The 16,795-nt window shown below is 45.0% G+C and carries 14 protein-coding genes and 2 tRNA genes; 3 read left to right on the top strand and 13 right to left on the bottom strand.

Annotated features, from left to right (window positions below; translation table 11 throughout):
- Positions 1-27: 27 nt before the first annotated feature.
- The 8 genes from infB to ubiT form a co-directional block, all read right to left on the bottom strand.
- The gene (gene infB / locus AC6R00_RS18450) at positions 28-2,715 is read right to left on the bottom strand and encodes a translation initiation factor IF-2 (RefSeq protein ID WP_500641497.1); all 2,688 of its coding nucleotides are present in this window, start codon (positions 2,713-2,715) and stop codon (positions 28-30) included.
- Positions 2,716-2,736: 21 nt separating this feature from the next.
- Positions 2,737-4,224, bottom strand: coding sequence for a transcription termination factor NusA (gene nusA / locus AC6R00_RS18445; protein WP_239825146.1), 1,488 nt, complete (start codon positions 4,222-4,224; stop codon positions 2,737-2,739).
- Between the two features lie 24 nt (positions 4,225-4,248).
- Positions 4,249-4,704 carry a ribosome maturation factor RimP gene (gene rimP / locus AC6R00_RS18440; protein WP_004744998.1) on the bottom strand — a complete coding sequence of 152 codons (456 nt, stop codon included), beginning with the start codon at positions 4,702-4,704 and terminating at the stop codon, positions 4,249-4,251.
- Positions 4,705-4,926: 222 nt separating this feature from the next.
- Positions 4,927-5,003: transfer RNA gene (locus tag AC6R00_RS18435), tRNA-Met, on the bottom strand.
- A 56-nt stretch (positions 5,004-5,059) separates the two neighbouring features.
- A tRNA-Leu gene (locus tag AC6R00_RS18430) sits at positions 5,060-5,143 on the bottom strand.
- Between the two features lie 31 nt (positions 5,144-5,174).
- Positions 5,175-5,507 carry a preprotein translocase subunit SecG gene (gene secG / locus AC6R00_RS18425; protein ID WP_004415521.1) on the bottom strand — a complete coding sequence of 111 codons (333 nt, stop codon included), beginning with the start codon at positions 5,505-5,507 and terminating at the stop codon, positions 5,175-5,177.
- A gap of 223 nt (positions 5,508-5,730) precedes the next feature.
- Positions 5,731-6,234: a GNAT family N-acetyltransferase gene (locus AC6R00_RS18420; RefSeq protein ID WP_500641496.1), complete on the bottom strand. Its 504-nt coding sequence runs from the start codon at positions 6,232-6,234 to the stop codon at positions 5,731-5,733.
- Complete coding sequence (gene ubiT, locus AC6R00_RS18415; RefSeq protein ID WP_500641495.1) at positions 6,218-6,745, bottom strand: ubiquinone anaerobic biosynthesis accessory factor UbiT; 528 nt, start codon at positions 6,743-6,745, stop codon at positions 6,218-6,220. Before ubiT ends, AC6R00_RS18420 begins: the two co-directional genes overlap by 17 nt.
- A gap of 196 nt (positions 6,746-6,941) precedes the next feature.
- On the opposite strand from ubiT, the gene AC6R00_RS18410 reads away from it, so the two are divergent.
- From AC6R00_RS18410 to AC6R00_RS18400, 3 genes are all read left to right on the top strand, one after another.
- Complete coding sequence (locus AC6R00_RS18410) at positions 6,942-8,981, top strand: sensor domain-containing protein (RefSeq protein ID WP_500641494.1); 2,040 nt, start codon at positions 6,942-6,944, stop codon at positions 8,979-8,981.
- Between the two features lie 117 nt (positions 8,982-9,098).
- On the top strand, positions 9,099-10,112 hold the full coding sequence (ubiU, locus tag AC6R00_RS18405; protein ID WP_500641493.1) for a ubiquinone anaerobic biosynthesis protein UbiU: 1,014 nt from the start codon (positions 9,099-9,101) through the stop codon (positions 10,110-10,112).
- A 34-nt stretch (positions 10,113-10,146) separates the two neighbouring features.
- Positions 10,147-11,025 carry a U32 family peptidase gene (locus AC6R00_RS18400; protein ID WP_500641492.1) on the top strand — a complete coding sequence of 293 codons (879 nt, stop codon included), beginning with the start codon at positions 10,147-10,149 and terminating at the stop codon, positions 11,023-11,025.
- A 49-nt stretch (positions 11,026-11,074) separates the two neighbouring features.
- Here the strand turns inward: AC6R00_RS18400 and AC6R00_RS18395 are convergent, their stop codons facing one another.
- The 5 genes from AC6R00_RS18395 to rpsO all read right to left on the bottom strand — a co-directional run bounded on the left by AC6R00_RS18395 (position 11,075) and on the right by rpsO (position 16,750).
- Positions 11,075-12,412, bottom strand: coding sequence for an MATE family efflux transporter (locus AC6R00_RS18395; protein WP_500641491.1), 1,338 nt, complete (start codon positions 12,410-12,412; stop codon positions 11,075-11,077).
- A gap of 45 nt (positions 12,413-12,457) precedes the next feature.
- Entirely contained in the window at positions 12,458-12,868 is a 411-nt protein-coding gene (locus AC6R00_RS18390) for a MarR family winged helix-turn-helix transcriptional regulator (protein ID WP_500641490.1), read from the bottom strand.
- Positions 12,869-12,976: 108 nt separating this feature from the next.
- Positions 12,977-13,906, bottom strand: coding sequence for a lipoprotein NlpI (gene nlpI, locus AC6R00_RS18385; protein WP_500641489.1), 930 nt, complete (start codon positions 13,904-13,906; stop codon positions 12,977-12,979).
- A 133-nt stretch (positions 13,907-14,039) separates the two neighbouring features.
- Positions 14,040-16,172, bottom strand: a complete 2,133-nt coding sequence (gene pnp / locus AC6R00_RS18380) for a polyribonucleotide nucleotidyltransferase (RefSeq protein WP_500641488.1) — start codon at positions 16,170-16,172, stop codon at positions 14,040-14,042.
- A gap of 308 nt (positions 16,173-16,480) precedes the next feature.
- Entirely contained in the window at positions 16,481-16,750 is a 270-nt protein-coding gene (gene rpsO, locus AC6R00_RS18375) for a 30S ribosomal protein S15 (protein ID WP_005472830.1), read from the bottom strand.
- Positions 16,751-16,795 lie beyond the last annotated feature (45 nt).

Genomic DNA, 16,795 nt, shown 5'->3' with positions numbered 1-16,795 from the left:
AATAAGTAAGCCAGCAATGTTAGTCAATTAGTCTAGAGTACGTTTAACTTCAACGATTTCGAAGACTTCGATTTGGTCACCAACGCGAACATCGTTGTAGTTCTTAACGCCGATACCACATTCGTAGCCGTTCTTAACTTCTTGTACGTCATCTTTAAAGCGACGTAGTGACTCTAGTTCACCTTCGTAGATAACAACGTTATCACGTAGTACGCGGATAGGGTTGTTACGCTTGATGATACCTTCAGTAACCATACAACCTGCGATTGCGCCCAGTTTCGGTGACTTAAATACGTCACGAACTTCAGCAAGACCAATGATCTCTTGCTTGAATTCTGGAGCAAGCATACCGCCCATTGCTTGTTTCACTTCATCAATCAATTGGTAAATGATTGAGTAGTAACGAAGGTCTAGGTTTTCGTTTTCAACAGTACGGCGAGCTGTTGCATCAGCACGTACGTTGAAGCCAAGGATGATAGCGTTAGAAGCTGCTGCTAGTACGGCATCAGTTTCAGTAATACCACCAACACCAGAACCTACGATGTTCACTTTCACTTCATCAGTTGAAAGCTTGATTAGTGAGTCAGAGATTGCTTCCACAGAGCCCTGTACGTCAGCTTTAAGAACAACGTTCAGTTCAGCAACTTCACCAGCAGCCATGTTAGAGAACATGTTCTCTAGTTTCGCTTTCTGCTGACGAGCCAGTTTCACTTCACGGAATTTACCTTGACGGTAGTTCGCTACTTCACGCGCTTTACGCTCATCACGTACTACTGTTGCTTCATCACCAGAAGCAGGTACACCAGAAAGACCTAGGATCTCTACTGGGATAGAAGGACCAGCAGTCGTTACTTCTTTACCGTTCTCATCGCGCATTGCACGAACACGGCCGTACTCTTGACCACAAAGAACGATATCGCCTTTGTTTAGCGTACCAGACTGAACAAGTACAGTTGCAACTGGACCACGACCTTTATCTAGACGAGATTCAACAACCACACCAGACGCCATGCCTTCTTCAACTGCAGTTAGTTCAAGAACTTCAGATTGCAGAAGGATAGTTTCTAGAAGACCGTCGATGTTGGTACCCTGTTTCGCAGAGATGTGAACGAACATGTTCTCACCGCCCCACTCTTCAGGAATAACGTCGTACTGAGCTAGCTCGTTCTTAACGTTATCTGGGTTTGCATCTTCTTTATCGATCTTGTTCACAGCAACAATCAGAGGAACACCTGCCGCTTTCGCGTGCTGGATCGCTTCGATTGTTTGTGGCATTACACCATCGTCTGCAGCTACAACTAGAACAACGATATCTGTCGCTTGAGCACCACGAGCACGCATTGCAGTAAACGCCGCGTGTCCAGGAGTATCAAGGAAAGTGATCATGCCGTTGTCAGTTTCAACGTGGTAAGCACCGATGTGCTGTGTAATACCACCTGCTTCACCCGACGCAACGTGTGCTTTACGGATGTAGTCAAGCGTAGACGTTTTACCGTGGTCAACGTGACCCATGATAGTAACAACAGGAGCACGAGGAACTGATTCAGCGTTGTTATCACGATCTGATAGTACCGCTTCTTCTAGCTCGTTCTCTTTACGCAGGATTACCTTGTGGCCCATTTCTTCAGCAACAAGCTGCGCTGTTTCTTGGTCGATAACCTGGTTGATAGTCGCCATTGCGCCCATCTTCATCATTACTTTGATAACTTCCGTGCCCTTCACTGACATTTTGCTTGCCAGTTCAGAAACTACGATAGTTTCACCGATTACAACATCAGCTTTAGCAACCGTTGCTGTCTTATCGAAACCTTGCTGCATTGAAGTTGGTTTAGCTAGCTTACCTTTGTTGCGGTTTCTGCCGCCACGCTGGTTACGACCGCCACGATTTTGGTCATCGTTGTTAGAAGCTTTTTTCTTCTTCTTACGACGGCCACCTTCTTCTTTACGGTCTGCTGCATCTTCAGCTTCACGAGCGTAAGTAGAAGTGGTTACGTGGTAGTCAGAGTTTTCAAGCTCTTTCTTCTTCTTCTCTTCTTCAGTCCAACGAGCTTCATTTTCTTCAGCAAGTTTACGAGCTTCTTCAACAAGCTTAGCCGCTTCTTGTTCCGCTTTACGTTGGGCTTCTTCTTCCTGACGACGCTTCAGCTCGTCAGCTTCTTTCTTCGCTTGCGTATTAGCTTCCGCATTTTTTGCATTCATGTCTTTATTAGCCTTATCAGCTTGGGCGCGTTTAGCCTTTTCTTCAGCGTCGCGTTTTGCATCCGCTTCTTGCTTCGCTTTCTCTTCGGCCTCGCGTTTTGCTTTCTCTGCAGCTTCACGTTTCGCTTGCTCTTCAGCCTCACGCTTCGCAAGCTCTTCAGCTTCACGCTTTGCTGCTTCCTCAGCCTCACGTTTCGCGTCGTCTTCGATAATGCTGCGCTTCACATAAGTGCGCTTCTTACGCACTTCTACTTGAACATCCTTACTCTTGCCGCCACCAGCATTAACGCTTAGTGTGCTGCGAGTTTTACGCTGTAGCGTTAAGCGAGTTGGCTCCGCGTCACCTGAAGTGTCGCCGTGCTCTTTCTTAAGGTGAGTCAAAAGTTTCTGCTTTTCTTCATCAGTAACTTGATCACTACTCGCTTTCTTCATACCAGCGTCAGCAAGTTGTTCAACCAAGCGGTCCACTGGTGTACCAATTTCTTCACTCAGTGCCTTAACAGTAATTTGTGTCATCCGCTTTCTCCTTGCTGAAAATTATTCGTCGTCGCCGAACCAACAAATGTTACGAGCTGCCATAATTAGCTCACCCGCACGTTCTTCGGTTAGACCTTCAATACCTTCGATATCATCGATACCCTGATCAGCAAGGTCTTCTAGTGTTGCAACACCTTTAGCTGCCAGTTTAAATGCCATCTCACGCTCTAGACCTTCTAAGCCAAGTAAGTCTTCAGCAGGCTCAACACCTTCGAAAGATTCTTCTTGTGCAAGAGCAAGAGTCGTTAGTGCATTCTTAGCACGACTGCGTAGTTCTTCGACTAGATCTTCATCTAGACCGTCAACTTCAAGAAGCTCGTTTACAGGTACGTAAGCCACTTCTTCTAGAGTAGAGAAACCTTCTTCAACAAGCAGTTGAGCAAAGTCTTCTTCGATATCTAGGTGCTTCATGAAGCTTTCGATTGCAGCTTGAGACTCTTCAGCGTGTTTCTTGTGAAGATCTTCAACTGTCATTACGTTTAGTTCCCAACCCGTTAGTTGAGATGCAAGACGTACGTTTTGACCGTTACGGCCGATAGCTTGTGCTAGGTTGTCTGCTTCAACAGCGATGTCCATTGCGTTTGCGTCTTCATCAACGATGATAGAAGCAACATCAGCAGGTGCCATTGCGTTGATAACAAATTGCGCTGGGTTATCGTCCCAAAGAACGATATCGATACGCTCACCACCAAGCTCGCCAGAAACAGCTTGTACACGTGCACCACGCATACCAACACACGCACCAACTGGGTCAATACGCTTGTCGTTAGTTTTAACCGCAATTTTCGCGCGAGAACCAGGATCGCGTGCTGCACCTTTAAGTTCGATGATCTCTTCAGCGATTTCAGGTACTTCTACACGGAATAGCTCTGCTAGCATTTCAGGCTTAGAGCGAGTCACGAATAGCTGGAAGCCACGAGCTTCTGGCGCCACTTTGTAAAGTAGGCCACGAACACGGTCGCCTGGACGGAAGTTTTCACGAGGAAGTTGGTCGTCACGTAGGATAACCGCTTCTGCATTGTTACCTAGGTCTAGTACCACTGTTTCGCGGTTAACTTTCTTAACCACACCAGTCACTAATTCACCTTCGTTGTCGATGAACTGCTCTACGATTTGCGCGCGCTCAGCTTCACGTACTTTCTGTACGATAACTTGCTTAGCCGTTTGAGTCGTAATACGGTCAAACGTTACTGACTCGATGTCGTCTTCAACGTAATCACCTAGTTCAAGCTCTTCGTTTTCGAATTTCGCTGCTTCTAGAGAGATTTCTTTGGTTGGGCTCTCAACTTCTTCAACAATCAACCAGCGGCGGAATGTTTCAAACTCGCCCGTTTTACGGTCAATTTCAACACGAACATCAATTTCCATTTCGTGCTTCTTCTTAGTAGAAGTAGCCAGAGCAATTTCTAGGGCTTCAAAGATACGCTCACGAGGTACCGCTTTCTCGTTCGATACCGCTTCTACTACCGCTAAAATTTCTTTACTCATTTTAAATAGCCTCTAAGACTTTAATTAAAATTTAGGGATCAGGTTAGCTTTTGAGATGTTGCTTAGGGCAAACTCTTCTTCGTTACCTTCAACAGTAACTGAGATAGTTTCACCATCGACAGAGTGGATTACACCTTTCCACTTACGACGGTTGCCTACAGCCATCTTCAAAACGATGCTTACCTCGTGACCAATAAACTGTTCATAGTGTGCAGCTTTGAATAGTGGTCTTTCTAAACCTGGTGAAGACACTTCAAGGTTGTAAGCCACTGTGATTGGATCTTCAACGTCCATTACCGCGCTAACCTGGCGGCTAACTTCAGCACAATCTTCAACATTAATACCGTTCTCGTGATCGATGAAAATACGTAATGTTGAGTGTTCACCTGCGCGAACAAATTCTAATCCAACTAACTCATAACCTGATGCCGCTACAGGAGCTTCAAGCATTTCAGTAAGTTGTCTTTCTAAACCAGTCATTTAAACCACTCCAGAAACAAAAAAAGGGCTCAGAGCCCAATTTAAATTCCAAGCAAAGCTCTAAATTCTCAATGAGAAAATTTAGATAACAAAAAACCCCGAAAAGTCGGGGTTTTTTGTTGCTGGACCCTGATACGTTAAGTGATATCGATGCCACTTAACTCGCAATATCGCTATTGCGCAAACTTGTCCCAATCCACTTTCTAGAAAAGAAAAGGGATTTGGTTGCGGGGGCCGGATTTGAACCGACGACCTTCGGGTTATGAGCCCGACGAGCTACCAAGCTGCTCCACCCCGCGTCCGACTTGTCGAGCATTATACGCTCTCCAAGGTGTTTTACAAGTTTGTAAATCAATGGTGCCGAGAGAGGGACTCGAACCCTCACACCTAAGGCACTAGCACCTCATGCTAGCGTGTCTACCAATTTCACCATCTCGGCAGCTAATTCTATTTATCAGCTAGAAAATAGCTTATTGAGGAATTTCGTCGCCTTGAGGGGCTGGAATTTCGCTCGCATCGTCAGCTTGTTGGATAACCTGACCTTGAGTCGGGTCTACCCATTGTGACTCAGTTTTATGTGTAGACATATTACCAAGCACTAAGCTAAGGATGAAAAATACTGTTGCAAAAATTGCAGTCATTCGGGTTAGGAAGTTACCTGAGCCGCTTGCGCCAAACACTGTGTTTGATGCGCCTGCACCGAATGAGGCTCCCATATCTGCGCCTTTACCTTGTTGAATCAGCACTAGGCCGATTACACCAACCGCTGCCAACAGGTAAATCACAAGTAGAACTGTAAACATGATTTCCACCTATGTTCCAAATTGTTGAGCCAGCGCCGCTCGAAAACTCTTTAATGATGTTTTTGAACAAGGCTAGCGACCTCCTTACCGAAGGCCGAGCAATACTAGCGAAAGCCGATAACGCTGACAAGTAGATTTTTTCAAAAAAGTACGCCTTGAGGGCTAAGCGGTCAAAAAAAGGACAAAACCACAGTTTTATCTCTTTAGAATCACAGCATTGAAATTAAAGCTCTGAAAATTCAGGACTGTACTCAATCAAACCAGAGCGTCCGTCAAACTGACTTTCTTCTAGTGCTAGGACTTGAAATGCCCCTTGTGGGACTTCCCATTGACAGTGCATTTGCTGATTTGCACTATCCACAAAACCAAAACGGCCATAATAAGCTGGATCGCCCAACACAACACAGGCTGGGTAGCCAAATTCGCGCAAAGAAGCCAAACCTTCCTTTACCATGTCAGCTGCAAGACCTTGTCGGCGATACTTTTCATCGACAGCTAACGGAGCAAGTCCCTGCCAATTATAGTCACTACCGTCTAATGTCACTGGGCTAAACAGTACGTAACCGACTACCTCTCCTTCGTCATTGCAGGCAACAAGAGATAAGGTGCGACGTCCGTTTTCTCTTAGCTTCATGACCAAGTCAGCTTCCGCTTCAGTTTCAAACGTTGATTTAAGTAATCGATCTATGGCAAGTATGTCTGCCGGTGCTTCAGTTCGAATAAGCATTTACAACCTCATTATGTGTTGCAGGCGATTGTAATCCTTTTTGCACAAAATCGGCTAGTTGATTTAACAAGGTTTGAAGAGGTTTTGGCAAAGACTCCAGATCGACACTGTCCATCAAGTTCTTCACTTCAAGGCCTAGTTCGGTATCCCCTTCGATGGTCAAACGGCGCTGAAAGAATAAAGTGTCTGGATCTTCTTTGCGTCCAGCAATCAGCACCAGGTCATTAAGATTGCCGCTAAACAAGACATCTTCTCGTACTGGTTTATCTGCAACCACAATTTGCTCATCCTGATAGCTTATCAGCCAACTCAAACGCAGATCTTTTACCTCAACTTTTAACCACTTATCTTCAAGAAATTCAAAGTCACCATCCTCAAGTGCTTCTTTAAAAACAGTTTTAAGGCCTTCAAGCAAGGCTCTTTTTTGTACAGTTTGAGGCAAGAAGTGGACTGGAGATCGCAAAATTGATGCGGCATTTTGAACTAGTTGAGTGCGAATCTTGTTAATCACGCGAGATATCCGTTACTTTGTTAGCTAGAATTACTCATCATAGAGTATGTTTAACTAGAGATTCCTGTTATTTATCAAAGAATCTGCGCTAAGCCTTAACTCTTTAAACTCTAGGCAATGACAGTTATAGTTATAACATCACTCACATTCGCTCCACTAGTGGATAAATTGCTCTTTGGAGAGTCGGAAAAACTTGATGCTATCGCAACAATTACAGCACTGGTTTACAAAAATTACGGCCAATAGTCCGTTTTTTTTCGCCATTTTGGATAACCAGCATAACTATGCAATGGTTAATGGCCGCTATTGCGATATCGCAGGGCTAACTCCGACTGAACTGATTGGTATGTGTGATAACCAGATCATGGGACAGCAGTTCTATGATCATCTAAAGCCATACTACGATAGAGCTTTCAAAGGCGAGTCCATTGAAGCGGAAATGACCATGGGCGATCTCGACCTAGAGACGAGCCTGCATTTCAACATCTCTCCTATCGAAAACGAAGGCAATATAGAGCATGTTATTTTCCACGCTCTTGATACCTCCGAAAAACAAATTCTGATTCGTTCTCTTGAGGAATCTGAAGGCAAATTTTCCACGCTCACGACGCTTCTACCTGAAGGTATCTTTCTTGTAGAAGACGATTGTATTCTGTCAGCTAACCCAGCCGCCCTGCGCTTGTTAGGCTTTGACTCAATTCAAGATGTGCTAGGCGAAAGCCTTTCGCGCTTATTTGTTGATGAGAAAACCAAAACCGTTTTTTCAGAATCGTTAGCCACTATGCTTGGGGAAACGCCACTGACCTGTTTGACGAGCCCTCGCTGCGGATTTGAACGTAAAGTACAACTTCAAGCAGATGCAGCGATGATTCTGGGTAGCGATTCGCAACTGATACTGATTCATGATGCGGAAGCTGCGCCTACTGCGCTTGCAACCAATAAACAGGAAGATATCCACCTCGATTCGCTGACGGGTTTATACAATCGTTTTGGCTTTACCAAACGCTTAGAGCAACTGATCCACAACGAAACGCCTTTGATCATGCTTTACCTCGACATTGATAACTTTAAGAACATCAATGACTCGCTGGGTCATCATATCGGTGACAAGGTGATTAAAGAAGTCTCTTCTCGCTTGAAGCGTTTGTTACCACAACAAGCGGTGCTAGGACACTTAGGTGGGGACGAGTTTGGCATTATCTTGCCTGAACCTGAAAATAATCGCATGGCAGAAATGCTGTCGGAACGAATTATCTCCCTGATTAACCAGCCCTTTGATCTACACCATTTTAGCAAGCGCTTAGCCTGTTCGATTGGTAGTGTGGCTTACCCAGGAGATGGTAATGACGCACGTATTTTGCTGCAAAATGCCGACACGGCCATGTACGAAGCAAAAGATCGCGGCCGTAACCGTCTGATCAAGTTTAATGATCAGATGAACAAAGAAGCTCGCATGCGTTTGTGGCTTGAAATCGAACTACAAAAAGCGCTGCAGCAAAATGGGCTTGAGGTTTGGTATCAGCCAAAGGTTAATGCTCGCGATTTCAGTATCAACGGCGCAGAAGCCCTGATCCGTTGGAAGCACCCAGTCGAAGGCTATATCAGCCCTGGCGCATTCATTCCCGTCGCAGAACGAGCAGGCTTGATTGAGCACTTAGGTCGCGTAGTAATGCGTGATGTGTTTAGCACGGTTAAGCGCTGGAAGCTGCAGGGCATTTTACCTGGACGCGTGGCGATCAACTTGTCTCCAGAACAATTCGGTAATCCAAAGCTTATCGACTATATGGAAAAGCTGCTGCGCACCACTGAGCTTGACCCAAGTTGCATCACTTTCGAACTGACAGAAAGTGCAGTCATGAGTGACAGCGAACATACTGTGCAAATGCTTAATGCGATTAAGAAGCTCGGCTTTGCGCTGTCAATTGATGACTTCGGCACAGGCTACTCTTCGCTATCTTACTTAGCACGTTTCCCTATCGATGAGCTGAAAATAGACCGCGCTTTTATCTCTGATATTGATACGCTTCCTAAACAAATCACTGTCATCGAGAACATTATCAATCTTGGTAAATCACTCGATCTCACTGTAGTCGCTGAAGGTGTCGAAACTCAGCAGCAAGCCACTCTGCTGTCTAACCTCAACTGTAACTCTATTCAGGGTTTCCATTTCTACCGTCCTCAGCCTAGACAAGAGGTTGAAGAGCTATTTGCGCAAAATCGCCGCCACAAAAACTAACCCTATTTGAGTAATTAAGCCAGAAAGTCACGCAAACCTGCTGTACATCAAATTTGCCGTTCATATTTCTTCATAAAATGCTCAGCAAATTTAGAACAGACAGTCATGGTGCGAGCAATGGAACTCCTATGCCCAGCAGGTAACTTACCTGCCTTAAAAACGGCGATTGATTGTGGTGCTGATGCGGTGTACATCGGATTTAAAGATGACACCAATGCCCGCCACTTTGCAGGTTTGAACTTCACGGGTAAGAAACTCGAAAAGGCCGTTCAATACGTTCACGACAATAACAAAAAAATTCATGTTGCCCTAAACACCTTTGCTCATCCAGATGGGTTTGAACGCTGGACCGATGCGGTCGATCGAGCCGCGCAAAGTGGTGTAGATGCTCTGATCGTGGCCGATATTGCCGTACTTGAATATGCCGCACGAAAATACCCGCAACTTGAACTTCATTTATCAGTACAAGCCTCAGCAACCAATGTCGCCGCCCTTGATTTCTACAAGCAGAACTTCAATGTAAAGCGTGTTGTGCTGCCACGTGTTCTTTCCATTCATCAGGTAAAGCAGCTATCACGCAACATCGCCAGTGACGTTGAGCTAGAAGTATTTGCTTTTGGTAGCCTGTGCATTATGTCTGAAGGCCGCTGCTATCTATCGTCATACATGACAGGTGAATCGCCAAATACCGTCGGTGCCTGCTCCCCAGCCAAATATGTTCGCTGGCAAGAAACTGACAATGGCCTAGAATCTCGTCTTAATGACATCCTGATTGATCGTTACAGTGAAGGTGAAAATGCAGGCTACCCTACTTTGTGTAAAGGTCGATTCACAGCGGACTTGAACGAGCAAACTAAGGCTTATCACGCCCTGGAAGAACCAACCAGTTTAAATACATTATCTATGCTACCTGAGCTCTTTGCAGCCAACGTAGCGTCAGTAAAAATCGAAGGCCGTCAACGCAGCCCAGCTTACGTTGAGCAAGTGACCCGCACTTGGCGAGCCGCAATCGATCGTTACTTGGCGAACCCAGAAGGCTATCAAGTAGAGCCAAGCTGGAATGCAACACTCGCTAATGTATCAGAAGGGACGCAAACCACACTTGGCGCATACCACCGTAAATGGCAGTAGAGCTTTACTTGTAGAGAGAACAATGGAAAACAACATGAAATACGCACTCGGCCCGCTACTCTACTTCTGGCCAAAACATGATGTCGAAGCATTTTATGAGCAAGCGAAAACCAGCTCGGCAGATATTATCTATCTAGGTGAGAGTGTCTGTTCAAAACGCCGTGAAATGAAACCAGCGCACTGGTTTGAGATAGCGAAGGAACTCAGTAATACTGGTAAACAAGTCGTGTTGTCGACAATGGCACTGCTCGAAGCACCAAGCGAAGTCAACGTGATGAAAAAGTACATCGACAATGGTGACTTCGCCATTGAAGCCAACGATGTCTCTGCGATTCAACTTGCCTCTGAGCGTAACGTGCCTTTCGTCGTCGGCCCCGCCGTTAATACCTACAATGCACACACCTTGAACTTGTTCTTAAAACAAGGCATGACTCGTTGGTGCATGCCAGTAGAACTATCTCGTGAGTGGCTAGGTAATGTACTTAACCAATGTGATGAGATCGGTATTAAAGGCAAATTTGAAGTCGAGGTATTCAGTCACGGTTATCTTCCCCTAGCCTACTCGGCACGCTGCTTCACTGCCCGTGCAGAGAATAAAGCCAAGGATGATTGCGAGACTTGCTGTATCAAATATCCAACCGGCATTCAGGTAAGCAGCCAAGAAGGGCAAGAGGTGTTTAATCTCAATGGTATCCAGACTCAGTCAGGCTACTGTTACAACCTCATCAATGACTTACCAAGTATGCAAGGGTTAGTCGACGTGGTTCGCTTAAGCCCACTTGGTCTTGATACTTTCTCACAAGTAGATAAATTCCGAGCGAATGAGCAAGGTGGCAGTCCTAGTCAAATAGACAGTAGGCAATGTAATGGCTACTGGCACCAATTAGCCGGTTTGGAAGTTAAAACACTCTAAGTCTCGAACGTCATAGATACAAAAAGGGCTCAACAGAGCCCTTTTTCTATTAAGCAATCGCTTGTTCCGTCTGGTGAGTCCGATAACGACGCAGGTCTCTCATCAAAATCACTATGACTACCGCACTCAGTGCAATATTTGAAAGTGGGAAAGCAAGCCAAACTCCCGAGACACCAAGCAATTTCGGCATTAAGTATAAGAAAGGCAATTGAACTAAAATATTACCAACATTAACAAACATCGCCTTAGTGCCGTTGTTAATTGCCTGATAATAAGCCCCTGCAACCACTAGGAAACCGTCCAAGAAAAGAGCAAATAAATGCAGTCTAAAGCCTAATATTGTGTTCTCTATTAGTTTCTCATCGGTTGAGTTAAACACCGAAACAAATTCTCTAGGAAATAAGTTAATCACTGCGACAAAAGCAACACCAATCACGATAGCTGTTGTCATGGCAATTTTAAGTAGTGCTCGGATGTTATCTTTGTTTCGCGCACCATGGTTATAGCTAACCAATGGCTGCATACCGTTTGCCACACCTTCAACAGTAAGATAATAAACAGTCACTATATAGCCAAGAATTGCATAGGCTCCAATCATCATCACATCGCCATATTGGGCGAACAAGTTATTGTGCAGCGCGACCATCACCGCACCATAGGCATACATAAAGAAGCTTGACGTACCGATGGCAAATATTTGTGGAATGACGGGTAAGCTCAAACGAACGTCACTCCACTTAAGCCTTAAGTTGGCTCTAGATGAGAAAAAGTAGGCGAGACCGAGTAATGTCACCACAGCCTGAGCAATAGCGGTCGCCAACGCCGCTCCCGCGAGCTCCCAATCCCACACGGCAATCATTAGGTAATCAAGAGCAATATTAATGACAGCACCGATGACCATCAAAATCGTCGCTAAATTTGGGTTGTCATCATTACGCAACAAAAATGGCATCGCAATGGAGCCTAAAGTAAAGATACAAGCGCCGATTAACACATCCAGATATTGCAATCCAAGTTCATAAACTTTTCCGTCGGCACCCTGCCAGCGTAAGAAGTACTCTGAAAAGAAGTACAATATGCCTGAAACAATAGGAGCTAAAACGAGCAGGAGTAACAATCCAGTCGCAAGTATTTTTTTCGCACCTTGATTGTCTCCCTCACCTTGACGGATTGATACCAAAGCGCCAGTCCCGACACCCACCAACATGCCAATACCTAGAATTGAACCAATCACAGGCCAAGCTACGTTAATGCCGGCAAGGCCATCTGCAGCAACATAGCGACCAATAAAGATCCCATCCACCACTTGGTACAAACCGTTGACCAACATTGCCGCCACGGTTGGGATTGTGTATTTCCAAAATTGTTTATAAATGGATGTTTGCATGCTTCTCTGCTCTAGTTAGCAAGGCTAACTAAATAGTTAAATGTGTTACAACAATGTTTTGTTCAATAAGCTAACTAGCTGTGCCGCTTCTTGATCAGATAACTTTGCGTTCATCGTTTCTGCAACTTCTTTATAGACGACCTTTTCCAGCGACATCGCTTTAATCGCGTTTTCAGTTAAGACGACTTTCTTTGAACGAGCATCTTCATTGCACATGATTCGTTTAACGAGCCCTTTTTTCTCTAGCCGCACGACCATATTTGAAGCAGAAGGCTTGGTCACTTTCATTTCATCAGCTAAATCTGTAATTCGGACCCCTTCAGGATAGGCCTGAACGACACGCAAATAGTCGAACTCATTAAAACTCAATAGCGACAAAGGATCTTCTTTCGCATAGACGCGCCATGCCTTGGAGCAAAAACGCTCTAATTCTATTAAGCTAGTTTCTAAACTCATGGGTAAATTTATTTAGTTAGCCAAGCTAACAATATTAACGACAGATTGGCTAATACGCAATAAAAAAGCGCTGAGTTCAGCGCTTTTCTGTTCTAAGAGTCAATGGCTCTACTGCGTTGGGTTTGCCGCCTGCTGTGCTTTCGCTCTAGCGATGACTTGCGCTTGCAGATCTTCATAAATATTAGTCAATTCTAATATTGCGTATCTATGCTCTACATACTCAAAAACATTGAATGAGATCGCAAGACGGTAGAACGAAATCGCTTTGGCAATATCCTGCTCTGAGTCACTTTGTTGGTAGCGCTTACCTAGATAGAAGTACGCTTCTGTTAAGTGCTGGGCAAGAACAACTTTATCGCGTGTGCTCTCTACAATTGCTTTGAATGCTTGCTTTTCAGAAATTTCACCCAAGGTAATCGCGACCATAATCCAGCCCCACTTATCGTTGCGATTTTGGTAGCTCTGCTCAAGTTCTTGCCTAGCGATTTCCGGTGTAATCTCTGACTTAATAATGTAGAGCCACAATGCACTGAATGGGTCACTAGAATCTTGATTGTAATGCTGCTGCATCTCTTCTAAAGCGAGATCAAAACGGCCACCATAATAGAGTGCAATCGCTCTGTTGCGCGCCGCGTAGCTATTGTCTGGTGCTAGCTCTAAAGCTGAATCAAAAGCATCGTAGGCGGCATCGAAGTTTCTTTTTTCAGTGAAGTAAACACCAAGCAAGTTGAACAGATCTGCTTGAGCCGGATAGATAGCAAGAGACTGTTCGTAATCTAATCTGGCTAGATTGCGTAACCCGACACTGTCGTAGTAGTTGCCGCGTTCGTAGAGTATTTTAGCGCGTGTTTCGTTAGGTAAATCCGTTCTGCCAAGTAGTTGGCTTAAACGTGCGATCTGAACTTCTTGCTGCAAGCTAGGCTGAAGTGCTTCTACCATTGGAGGCAGCACCCACTCAGCTTGGTGGTTCGATGTTGATGCACAGCCTGCTGTCACTAATAATGCAAGGCTAAGCGTTGCGGTTTGAAACCATTTCACAAATAAATACTCCTGTTGCTAAGCCTCAACCTAGTGTCTTCCGCATAAAAAAAGGGAGCCTAGTGCTCCCTTTATAACATGCTTTTAGCAAAATAGGCTAATTCACAAATCCGGCCTATTCACTTAAATCGCATTATGCGTCAGTTGCTGGCTTCTCTTCTGTAGCCGCTTCTTCAGTCTTTTCAACTGCTTCTTTCATGCTTAGACGTACACGGCCTTGACGGTCAATTTCAAGAACTTTTACTTGAACTTCTTGACCTTCAGCTAGGTAGTCAGACACTTTCTCAACACGCTTGTCAGCGATTTGCGAGATGTGTACTAGACCATCTTTACCTGGCAGGATAGTTACGAATGCACCGAAGTCTGCTAGACGCGCTACTTTACCTGTGTAGATGCGACCAACTTCAACTTCTGCTGTGATCTCTTCGATACGACGGATTGCTTCTTTCGCAGCTGTACCTTCAGTTGCAGCAATCTTGATTGTACCGTCGTCTTCGATTTCGATAGTTGTACCAGTCTCTTCAGTTAGAGCACGGATAACTGCACCACCTTTACCGATAACATCTTTGATCTTCTCAGCGCTGATCTTCATTGTGTGAATGCGAGGAGCGAATTCAGAGATATCTTCACGAGCACCAGAAATAGCTTCATCCATTACAGATAGGATGTGCTTACGTGCACCTTGCGCTTGGTTAAGAGCAATTTGCATGATCTCTTTAGTGATACCTTCGATCTTGATATCCATCTGAAGTGCAGTAATACCAGTGTTAGTACCTGCTACTTTAAAGTCCATATCACCTAGGTGGTCTTCGTCACCAAGGATGTCAGAAAGAACAACGAAGTCGTCGCCTTCTTTCACAAGACCCATTGCAATACCTGCAACAGAAGATTTGATTGGCACACCAGCATCCATAAGTGCTAGAGACGTACCACATACAGAAGCCATTGAAGAAGAACCGTTAGATTCAGTGATTTCTGATACTACACGTACTGTGTATGGGAACTCGTCTACAGATGGCATTACTGCAGCAATACCACGCTTAGCAAGTTTACCGTGGCCGATTTCACGACGCTTAGGAGAACCTACGAAACCAGTTTCGCCCACACAGTATGGAGGGAAGTTGTAGTGCAGTAGGAAGTGATCTTTACGCTCACCAGTTAGCTCGTCGATGATTTGAGCATCGCGCTGCGTACCTAGAGTTGCAGTTACAAGCGCCTGAGTCTCACCACGTGTGAATAGAGAAGAACCGTGAGTACGTGGAAGAACGCCAGTACGTACATCTAGTGCACGAACCATGTCTTTCTCACGACCATCGATACGTGGGTTACCCGCGATGATGCTGCGACGTACCACTGTCTTCTCTAGATCGTGGAAGATAGTGTGAATTTCTTTGGTGTTTGCTTCAGGATCTTCAGCAAGTAGAACTTCGTTTACTTCACCAGCAATAGCGTGGATACGGTCGTAACGCGCCATCTTTTCAGTGATTTGGTAAGCTTCTACAAGTTTCGCCTCTGCTAGCTCAGCAATCTTGTTTACAAGCGTAGTGTTCTCTTCTGGAGCAACCCAATCCCATGCTGGAGTCGCTACTTCAGCCGCGAATTCGTTAATCGCGTTGATAACAACTTGCTGTTGATCGTGACCGTAAACTACCGCAGATAGCATCTCTTCTTCAGTTAGGTTGTCAGCTTCTGACTCAACCATAAGAACAGCGCCTTCAGTACCTGCTACCACTAGGTCAAGCTTAGACGTTTCTAGCTCAGTGTTGCTTGGGTTAAGAACTAGTTGACCATCGATGTGACCAACACGTGCTGCACCGATAGGACCGTTGAACGGGATACCAGAGATAGCAAGTGCTGCTGAAGTACCGATCATAGTTACGATATCTGGCTGAACGTCTGGGTTCACAGATACTACAGTTGCGATAACCTGTACTTCGTTTTTGAATGCATCTGGGAAAAGAGGACGGATTGGACGGTCGATTAGACGAGCCGTTAGCGTTTCGCCTTCAGAAGGACGACCTTCACGCTTGAAGAAACCACCAGGGATTTTACCTGCAGCGTAAGTACGCTCTTGGTAGTTTACTGTTAGAGGGAAGAAGTCTTGGCCTTCTACTGCTTCTTTTTTACCTACTACAGAAACGAATACTGACGTATCGTCCATAGTGACCATTACTGCTGCAGTAGCTTGACGTGCAATAACGCCAGTTTCTAGAGTAACCGTGTGGTTACCGTACTGGAACGTTTTAACAACTGGTTTTTCGAACATTGTTATTCCTTTTGGGTAGCCCTATTTAATAAGAGCATTGGAGTTAGCCCAAGGCATTACATGTTTAAACAGTCTAGAGTTTAGTTTTTAGCTCCCAATCGACCACTTACGACCAGAATCAAACGAGAAGCTAGAAACTAAATTCTATAACTGCATACGATGTAATTGTAATGCAATGAGCAAATAGAAAATGCCAATAAATATCAGCCGCCGTAGTATAGCGGGATAAATTCGGTTTGGCTAAATTTAGGCAACAAAAAAGGGGCTAAAAGCCCCTTTTTCGACAAACTGTTCTATGCAGCCGCTGATTAGCGACGTAGGCCTAGACGCTTGATTAGATCTTGGTAACGAGAAAGGTTTTTGCCTTTCAGGTAGTCAAGAAGCTTACGACGGCGAGAAACCATACGTAGAAGACCACGACGGCTGTGGTGATCGCCTTTGTGCGCTTTGAAGTGACCTTGTAGGTGGTTGATAGAAGCTGTAAGTAGAGCTACTTGAACTTCTGGTGAACCAGTATCGCCTTCAGTTTGAGCGTATTCTGCAACGATTGCTGCTTTAGTTTCTGCATTCAGAGACATAATTCTCTCCTAAATAAGAGTAGGTTAATATTTGTGCCAGCCGAT

It is taken from the genome of Vibrio sp. R10-SF1-ISO8, from assembly GCF_059833805.1.
The sequence above is the reverse complement of the archived record's forward strand: the minus strand, read 5'-3'. Positions and strand labels throughout refer to the sequence as shown.

Coding starts and splice junctions, on each gene's coding strand:
- infB (WP_500641497.1), bottom strand. CDS start 2,715: ATGACACAAATTACTGTTAAGGCACTGAGTGAAGAAATTGGTACACCA.
- nusA (WP_239825146.1), bottom strand. CDS start 4,224: ATGAGTAAAGAAATTTTAGCGGTAGTAGAAGCGGTATCGAACGAGAAA.
- rimP (WP_004744998.1), bottom strand. CDS start 4,704: ATGACTGGTTTAGAAAGACAACTTACTGAAATGCTTGAAGCTCCTGTA.
- secG (WP_004415521.1), bottom strand. CDS start 5,507: ATGTTTACAGTTCTACTTGTGATTTACCTGTTGGCAGCGGTTGGTGTA.
- AC6R00_RS18420 (WP_500641496.1), bottom strand. CDS start 6,234: ATGCTTATTCGAACTGAAGCACCGGCAGACATACTTGCCATAGATCGA.
- AC6R00_RS18410 (WP_500641494.1), top strand. CDS start 6,942: ATGCTATCGCAACAATTACAGCACTGGTTTACAAAAATTACGGCCAAT.
- ubiU (WP_500641493.1), top strand. CDS start 9,099: ATGGAACTCCTATGCCCAGCAGGTAACTTACCTGCCTTAAAAACGGCG.
- AC6R00_RS18400 (WP_500641492.1), top strand. CDS start 10,147: ATGAAATACGCACTCGGCCCGCTACTCTACTTCTGGCCAAAACATGAT.
- AC6R00_RS18395 (WP_500641491.1), bottom strand. CDS start 12,412: ATGCAAACATCCATTTATAAACAATTTTGGAAATACACAATCCCAACC.
- AC6R00_RS18390 (WP_500641490.1), bottom strand. CDS start 12,868: ATGAGTTTAGAAACTAGCTTAATAGAATTAGAGCGTTTTTGCTCCAAG.
- pnp (WP_500641488.1), bottom strand. CDS start 16,172: ATGTTCGAAAAACCAGTTGTTAAAACGTTCCAGTACGGTAACCACACG.
- rpsO (WP_005472830.1), bottom strand. CDS start 16,750: ATGTCTCTGAATGCAGAAACTAAAGCAGCAATCGTTGCAGAATACGCT.